The organism is Alteromonas sp. MmMcT2-5 (genome assembly GCF_022348315.1).
GTDB lineage: Bacteria > Pseudomonadota > Gammaproteobacteria > Enterobacterales > Alteromonadaceae > Alteromonas > Alteromonas macleodii.
The window spans coordinates 23,442-30,427 of the sequence record NZ_JAKRFB010000052.1 but is presented as its reverse complement, the minus strand read 5'-3'; the positions used below and the strand labels follow the sequence as shown (position 1 = coordinate 30,427).

At 43.1% G+C, this 6,986-nt stretch carries 8 protein-coding genes; 4 read left to right on the top strand and 4 right to left on the bottom strand.

The annotated features are described in order from the left end of the window. Positions 1 to 841: 841 nt before the first annotated feature. Positions 842 to 973: a hypothetical protein gene (locus tag MHN09_RS21500; RefSeq protein ID WP_262385800.1), complete on the top strand. Its 132-nt coding sequence runs from the start codon at positions 842 to 844 to the stop codon at positions 971 to 973. A gap of 40 nt (positions 974 to 1,013) precedes the next feature. Here MHN09_RS21500 and MHN09_RS17460 read toward each other — a convergent pair whose 3' ends face one another. Beyond that, on the bottom strand, positions 1,014 to 2,297 hold the full coding sequence (locus MHN09_RS17460) for a type II toxin-antitoxin system HipA family toxin (RefSeq protein ID WP_187447587.1): 1,284 nt from the start codon (positions 2,295 to 2,297) through the stop codon (positions 1,014 to 1,016). A 2-nt stretch (positions 2,298 to 2,299) separates the two neighbouring features. Then, entirely contained in the window at positions 2,300 to 2,674 is a 375-nt protein-coding gene (locus MHN09_RS17455; protein ID WP_187447586.1) for a helix-turn-helix domain-containing protein, read from the bottom strand. 359 nt (positions 2,675 to 3,033) lie between these two features. Between MHN09_RS17455 and MHN09_RS17450 the strand changes: the two genes are divergently transcribed. Then, on the top strand, positions 3,034 to 3,471 hold the full coding sequence (locus tag MHN09_RS17450) for a hypothetical protein (protein ID WP_187447585.1): 438 nt from the start codon (positions 3,034 to 3,036) through the stop codon (positions 3,469 to 3,471). Between the two features lie 338 nt (positions 3,472 to 3,809). Here MHN09_RS17450 and MHN09_RS17445 read toward each other — a convergent pair whose 3' ends face one another. Further along, entirely contained in the window at positions 3,810 to 4,112 is a 303-nt protein-coding gene (locus MHN09_RS17445) for a hypothetical protein (RefSeq protein ID WP_187447584.1), read from the bottom strand. Between the two features lie 455 nt (positions 4,113 to 4,567). On the opposite strand from MHN09_RS17445, the gene MHN09_RS17440 reads away from it, so the two are divergent. Together MHN09_RS17440 and MHN09_RS17435 are read left to right on the top strand one after the other, a co-directional pair. Next, a complete protein-coding gene (locus MHN09_RS17440) occupies positions 4,568 to 5,107 on the top strand; it encodes a hypothetical protein (protein ID WP_239241609.1) in 540 nt (179 codons plus the stop codon). 47 nt (positions 5,108 to 5,154) lie between these two features. After that, on the top strand, positions 5,155 to 5,802 hold the full coding sequence (locus MHN09_RS17435) for a hypothetical protein (protein ID WP_239241608.1): 648 nt from the start codon (positions 5,155 to 5,157) through the stop codon (positions 5,800 to 5,802). Between the two features lie 48 nt (positions 5,803 to 5,850). On the opposite strand, the gene MHN09_RS17430 is transcribed toward MHN09_RS17435, so the two are convergent. Beyond that, entirely contained in the window at positions 5,851 to 6,804 is a 954-nt protein-coding gene (locus MHN09_RS17430) for a DNA replication terminus site-binding protein (RefSeq protein WP_187447581.1), read from the bottom strand. Positions 6,805 to 6,986: the final 182 nt, after the last annotated feature.

Sequence of the window (6,986 nt, the reverse complement as noted above, 5' to 3'; positions counted from 1 at the left end):
GAAAAGTGAGTGTGCCACGGAAACAGAAACGTGCGCATGGTAGCACTGATTATTTGGAAAAGGTGTTAGCGGCGGGTTTGGTAGCGTTGAACGATATTTAATCGTTCATGCTCTCACCCTGTCGACATTATGGTGTATTGTTGATTCTTGTAAAGCCCATCCACCCACTAAGCCGTTTACTTTTACACTTATGAACTTAACGTGATTTCATAAGCATTGACACTACATGTGCTGTTTTACTTAAATTTTGAACACCATATGTCGTGTTTTTATAAAAACGCTTGCAATCCGGATATTTTACGCTTGGATAACGCTAAAAAGTTAGTTGTTACTAACATAAATTTTGTGCCAGTTTAGGTGCTTGAAATACCACCAGAAATTGGGTCGCAATACGACTAAAACCTCACTATCTTGTTTTGTGACGCAGGATATGTGAGCAGGGTGTAAGCGCTGTGACTTTCTAGGGTTGGGAACCGAAAGGCCAGCGGCAACTGGCCTCTCTGAATCGGGACTCATTGTTTAGTAAATGGACCCATGAAGATTATCAATCGGCATTGGACATCTTCATGCTCAAAGTATCGTAAATGGCTATAAAAAATCAAGAGAGTTAACAAGTAAATTTGTACTTCAACATTACATATTTATAGAACCTTTTGCAGGCCCTGGCGGCTTTAATAAGGATTTCAATGAGTTCCTAATTACTTTAAGTTAGGAGCTAGATAATGGCTTTATTAAGATTTAAGGACACGCCATGTCCTCATAAATATGGCAAAATCTGTACACATTCTGAGTTTGAACCTTTGGTGTGTGACAAACCCACCGTTACTGGAGGGTTCGAGCTATGAGTGGTAATTACATTGAAGGTAACTACGTGTTTTGTCGCTTTAGACGCAAGAAAAACAGTACAGAGATGTTAGATGCTCATGATTATGGGTATAAAGCGTGGCGTATCCCTATAAAGCGTAAGAGCTAGTAGGATACTGCATTAGTGGGGGCCGGATAGCCCCCCATTTTTATATTCTCACTTTGGACAACACGCCTTCAGCTATCAGATCCCCATTCTCTTTGTCGAAGCCTTCAGATGCATCAGCAAAGGTTTTACTCAAAGCAACATCAACATCCGCGTTAAGTGCTTCAATGTAACCCATAGCCAACTCATCATTTAAGAACGTCTTAGCTGCATGTGATTTCCAATGTCTCATTTGAATGTCTGCCCAGATGTAATGATTATTTTTAGACATTACCTTCATGGCCATCCGCAGTTCCTTGCGTCTGAATTGATTTCTGAATGGATGCGCTGAAATCACGTCGTAAAGCGGGGTGAGCCAATGGCCAGTATGGTCAAGGTAAACACTGAAGTTCTTTGCGTGGCCATCAATACCCATCAACAGCCAAAATACGTATTGCGCAAGAAAGAACTGATACATGTCATTTTCGCTATCAGTACTAAAGCGAAGTAGATTGGCTATCTCACTCGCACCCGGCCCCCCATTTGCTTCATACTTTGACTGGCCAGCTCTACCAAGTGCTTGGCACATGTCTTCTTGAGTCAGTCGATATATTAGGCCGTCCTCACCTTGTTGCCTATCAAACCGTTCAACCACCAGCGCTTTCTGGTCACCGAAAGTGTGTATGTCCGCTTGTGCAACGTTGAATCCCAGGTAACGCATAAATCTCAGGCAGAACCATTCATTATCTACACTGTTTGTTAGCTTTAGCCCGTTTTCTAAATCATGTATTGGCAGTTTGAATATATGGGTTGTTGGAGTGGTACCTAGAGGGCGATGCCATTTTCCTTCATGAAGTGTCAGCGCGGTTTTCTCTTGTGCACCTGCAAGGGATATTCTGAATACGTCATCATCATCCATACCCAGTGTTTTACGTCTTACTGTATTCCTAAGGTGCGCTTCGATATCGGCATGACTCATTGCCTCAAGCTTCAATTCGTCTATCCCATCGACGGGTTCCGGTGTGAAAGAAAGAGAGCCCACGCAATCACGGCCAATCTCACTCAACAAATCCATTGTGTCTGTAGAGTAGGCGCCAACACGGTCAACAATTAACTTACGAATCTCTATGTCGTCCGGCAGTAGGTTGTCGAAGTAAAAGCGCACCAGGTCACCGGTGTGTTTCTTTTTGGTAAGCGGCATCGATAGACTAATTGGGTGTGCGTATTCTGCGGATAGCCACTCATCATCGTAAATAAATGCATGCGTGGCACCATAGCGCTCGAATGTACCTACGTGCCGGCCATTGATGCCCACTGAGAGATTGTTAGTTTTTCTCCTCTTAGCCATAACTATTCCTTAGCTTTATTCTTACTAACAACCACCGGCGTTCTCATTGGCTTACTGACAAACTTACCTGATTCCACTTTTCTTAATGGGCTTTTAACGCCTTTTGGGGCGTTCTGGGGAATACGCTGTCCACCAGCTGCTGCTGCTGTCCCATCTGTTTTATGAGTGTTTTGGTTTGTCATATCGATATTGATATTGAGAACGTTTAGAACCATCAGCACAGTACCAAATGACACGCTGGTGGGGTCATTCTCTAATCTCGATACAAAGCGCTGGTCTTTACCAATTTTAGTGGCCAAGTCTGTTTGAGACCACCCTAGCGCCTTGCGTGTAGATGCTATGTAGTGACCTACGTCTTTTGGGGTCTTAATTCTCATTGTTAACTCAACATATTCCATAAGAAGTATATTTATAAATATACCTTATATTGCATATTTTTCAATATTCTCTAAAAAGAATATTATTATTTATTCTATATAAAGAATATTTGAGAACGCGACAAGAAAGAAAGGGCGTTACCTCCACACCGTTATTCGGTGGTTCTGGAGGTAAACAAAGCGAAACGTTGTGATACTACTGAGAGGCAGGGGGGACTATAGCACCTGTTATCGGAGGTGCTTAAGGCCGGGTTTAGGAATTTGATACTGCTATTAGTTCATTTCTAATCGCGATAAGCAGCTCTTCAGCCTGAATGTTGTGACCTGCGATAATACCCACCAGCGTTAACAAATCATTATTGGGTTCGCTACTGCGTACCGAATCGATTACTGCTCTAGCGGCCGCTAGTGGGATTGATGAAATATTTCGAAAAGACCAAAGCGATAAAGAGAACAGAATTTTGCTTAGTTTCCAAAATGATCGAGGCAAGTCAATACTTCGTCCTGCTGGAGATTACAAAGAGTCATTGAGTTTTAGGCTGTATATTGTTGGCCAAGGTAATCATGAGCTTAAACTTCCTTTGGACGGGAAATCTGGTAGGCCAACACTTAAAGGTGGTAAGCCTCACAACATAGCGGAAACTTACAATGTGAAGACTGGTCTTGAAGCTATTTTTATAGATGGGGAAATGTTAGTGACCTATCAATATCCGGTGGGTTCAAAAGTTTTAAGTGCGGCACTGGCGGAGCGAATAAATAGAGGGCTCTCGAAATTTCAGAAGCAGATGCTGAGATGATTGACGAAGCGGTATTTTACAATTTCACCTTAACATCTTATACAATCAGAAATCACTTTGAAAACACAAAAAGTTATCTTCTTTATACCTTTAATTGCCTTCGTTGCAATGGATAGAAATTGACATGGCCGCTGGCCAGCCAATTTCTGAACCAAGTACCCAATAATGTTTTTGCAGTTCTTATTTTATATCTCTCAGTCATTTTATGCATCCAAAAAGACCGTGAAAAATTTTCCTTAAGAACGATGAGTAAATGGATAAAGGTATAGTCGCCGACTTCTTTTAAAAAGGCTTAGGGAAATGGGATGGACTCTCCTCATTGATTAACGATATTTACCTTAATCATGGCACATCGATGCCGATTGTGAGGGGAGTCCATCCCATTTCCCTAGAGAGTCTACAAATCCAAATGAAGCATTACTTTCTGCTAAGTCGATAACTGAATCACTATCTTTTAATTTTACGTCCTTAGCCCCACCGAGCTTTGCTGCTTCCATCAAGTTCAGCGCATATGAGCGGTGTTCAGCGAAAGAGCCTGAATAGTTGTTAATGTCAGCTAAGGTAGTGGGCTTTGATGTTGAGCCACACGCTGAGATTAATCCTGCCAGCGTCAGCGCCACCGTTGTCTTTAATATGTTCATTCCATAACCTTCTTTGTAATCTGGTATTCATCTAATAACTTTCGAATTCATCCGCATATCCCTTTGAGGAACATAACTTCATTGACTCGATGATGCTTTACAATATTAGGCTAAATTGTGAAGTCAATCGTGGGCAGTTAGATGTAGTTAGGAGCATAAAAACTCAAAAAATCACGCAGGCTTTTAAACCATGCCTGTAAGTGGTGAGGTGCTTTGCTGTTAAACCTGCCTGAAGAGCCTTGACCATATGTCCAAAACAAACGCCTGGAAAAGCTCGATTTTAAGCATCACTATTTATTCCTTGTTGTCTATCAAGGCATGTGGCAGTCTTATCGGGTTGCTTTTTGAGCAATCAATGCTCGCACGGAAGTGAATTAGCATAATCTTATGCATGCTAGGTGTATTACTCGAGTGCTCTCGGAAACATTGGGAGTATCATCGAAATGAAAATAAGTTTGTTTACAGCAATCCTGCTTTTATTTACCTCACCGGTAAGGGCCAATATCGACGCGATTGACGGCATGTACCTGGTGTCACCCAAAGGTATTTCTCAAGTATCTTCGTCTGGTGCAAAAGATAGGCATGGTAATTATACTGTTGAGATCAATGTTGTTGAGAGTGTGTACCCTCGGTACTATACCAAAGGGCTTTTGATAGCCAGAGGATGGTGGTCTACGACAACACAGCAATTCTATACAGAAGACTATCAAATCAGACCCAAATTGCCTCACTGCAATGCTTTTGAAGAATTCAGCTGGGGGTTTCCTTATGAGCCCACCGTCGTTGTCATCGGTAACAAGAAATACCCTGTCTATAAAAAAATACCTTCCTTTTCTGAAAAGCGATCGCCACAGAAGTACTGCGTGGATGAACGTGTGAGTCGTAGTACCTGCAGACGTGACAGGTGTAATAAATGGGAGTCACCGAAACCTAATGGTTATTTGGTGAGTAGCCGTTCCTTGGCCAATTCGTTGTTTGCCGATTTACGTAATTGAACGCTTGGTACAGGTCTAAAACATATTAGAGGGAGAGTCCTTCTGTGATGCAAGATAAACGAGAGAGCGGCGTTATACCTAATGGCGTTACTTTTGGCACTGAAGTGCTTGTTATGCCAAGCCTGATAGGTAGCGTCTTCACACACGCTGGTGGTACCGACACAGTAAGTTATAAGCCGAACAAGTACAGCTGGGTAAAAAAGGGGGATGTCATTGCAGAAGTGTATATTAGCCGTCCAAAGACAAAGTTTGGATTGATTAATGATATCTTCTTTAACGATATCATCTCGAAAGTACCCATTAAGAGTCCAGCGAGCGGTTTGGCGCTTCATAGCGAATACAGTGATAACTTTACAGTAAAGTTGAAAGATGATGTGCCTCCCATCGCTAATTTTTCATTACTCCTTCCTAGTGATGAAGTGCGTGAAGTGTCTGGTGCTTCACTTTTTAGGGCGGCAGTAAGCTTGATTAAAGAGAACAGTGACCTCTTGTATAAAGAATCGAGACGCTGGACGATGAAAGGGAAAACGCCTCAGGAGTTAGAAAGCTTATTAGCGCAGCAATTGGCTGCAAATTGCCGGCGATATCCCGCTACGCCGTATTTTGACGATTATTTAGATGAGGCCAGGACGGAATTTCCCGAACTCAGGCAGCACCTTAAACACCTCGTCAACAAAGCGGAGTCAAAAGTATAAACACAGCAATAGGCAACAACATTCGCCCATCGCGGTAACCTAACAAGGTTAGATTTTCGCTAAATGAGCTTCACGTTTATTGTCTGCCTCGCTAATCGGCCTCGTATAGAGGTTGATGGCTTCATTCAAACACTCCCACGCATGCCCTTGTCTATTCGCTTTACGTTTTTGCGGCACATGCGCGCTTAACGGACGAATTTTGGGGACATCCTCGTAATTACATAAAATAACGGGCTGTGCGGCATTAATGGTATTTACCACTGGCTTACCGTCACTCGCGCCATAGTAGAGAGACAAATTCACCGATGCATTGCGTGTCTTACGTATATAAAAGCGGTGGGTGTGCTGTGTGCCCATGATACGCGCTTTTATCTCGTTTAGTTGTGTATCATTGAGACCAGACTTGCTGTTATACAGATACAACACAGCGCGCTCAGGCGTTAGCCTTTGGTCAGCATTCTTGTAAGCCCAATAGAAATTCACACTTTTAAGCGCGGTATCCGTATCAGGGCGACAGTTAATGACATCGATATGCCGATACAGCTGATAGGAGATAATTTCGGCGCCACGGTGTTGATGTAAGAACTCGTGTTTCTGCAAATGATTGCGCCCGTGTGAGCCATCAGGCTTTCTATCCTGCACGCAGTGTTTGATAGCCGTCTTCGTACTGTTAATCGCGATAATGGTATCAATGACGTCGTCATGGTTCTCAAGCAGCAAAATACCCGGGTACTTACCCGCCACCCGGCCTGAAATATCATGAGAAGAACGATGAAAACATTTCAAAGCATTAAGGCAACGCATCTGCGCTTGGACGTTGAACATATCGCGGTGGCCAAGCATTAGCTCACCGGCAGAGAACGCTTTAAAGTCCTCTTTGGTGACGTCATCAATATTGGCAAAATAAGCAGTAGGTGCTAACCGCATGGCACTATAAAGTGACTCATACAACTCATCCAAAGTCGTGAGCAAACCATTAAAGCGCGCAAAGTCATTGACCATGACCACATCTTCTTATCAATCAAACATACCCCTATTGTATTATATTTACAGACCACCTACACATAAAAACACCAATAAAACCCACCCGCGGACACAACAAAGTGGCATCTACCCTGCAAACCCGCCCTACCAAACCAGCCAAAGGCGCGCGCGAGTTGAGCAAGAGGGGCACCTCGGGGGTG

What these genes read in the sequence shown, in the direction of transcription:
- MHN09_RS17435 (WP_239241608.1), top strand. Translation starts at nt 5,155, where the DNA reads ATGCAAGATAAACGAGAGAGCGGCGTTATACCTAATGGCGTTACTTTT.
- MHN09_RS21500 (WP_262385800.1), top strand. Translation starts at nt 842, where the DNA reads ATGAGTGGTAATTACATTGAAGGTAACTACGTGTTTTGTCGCTTTAGA.
- MHN09_RS17455 (WP_187447586.1), bottom strand. Translation starts at nt 2,674, where the DNA reads ATGAGAATTAAGACCCCAAAAGACGTAGGTCACTACATAGCATCTACA.
- MHN09_RS17430 (WP_187447581.1), bottom strand. Translation starts at nt 6,804, where the DNA reads ATGGTCAATGACTTTGCGCGCTTTAATGGTTTGCTCACGACTTTGGAT.
- MHN09_RS17445 (WP_187447584.1), bottom strand. Translation starts at nt 4,112, where the DNA reads ATGAACATATTAAAGACAACGGTGGCGCTGACGCTGGCAGGATTAATC.
- MHN09_RS17460 (WP_187447587.1), bottom strand. Translation starts at nt 2,297, where the DNA reads ATGGCTAAGAGGAGAAAAACTAACAATCTCTCAGTGGGCATCAATGGC.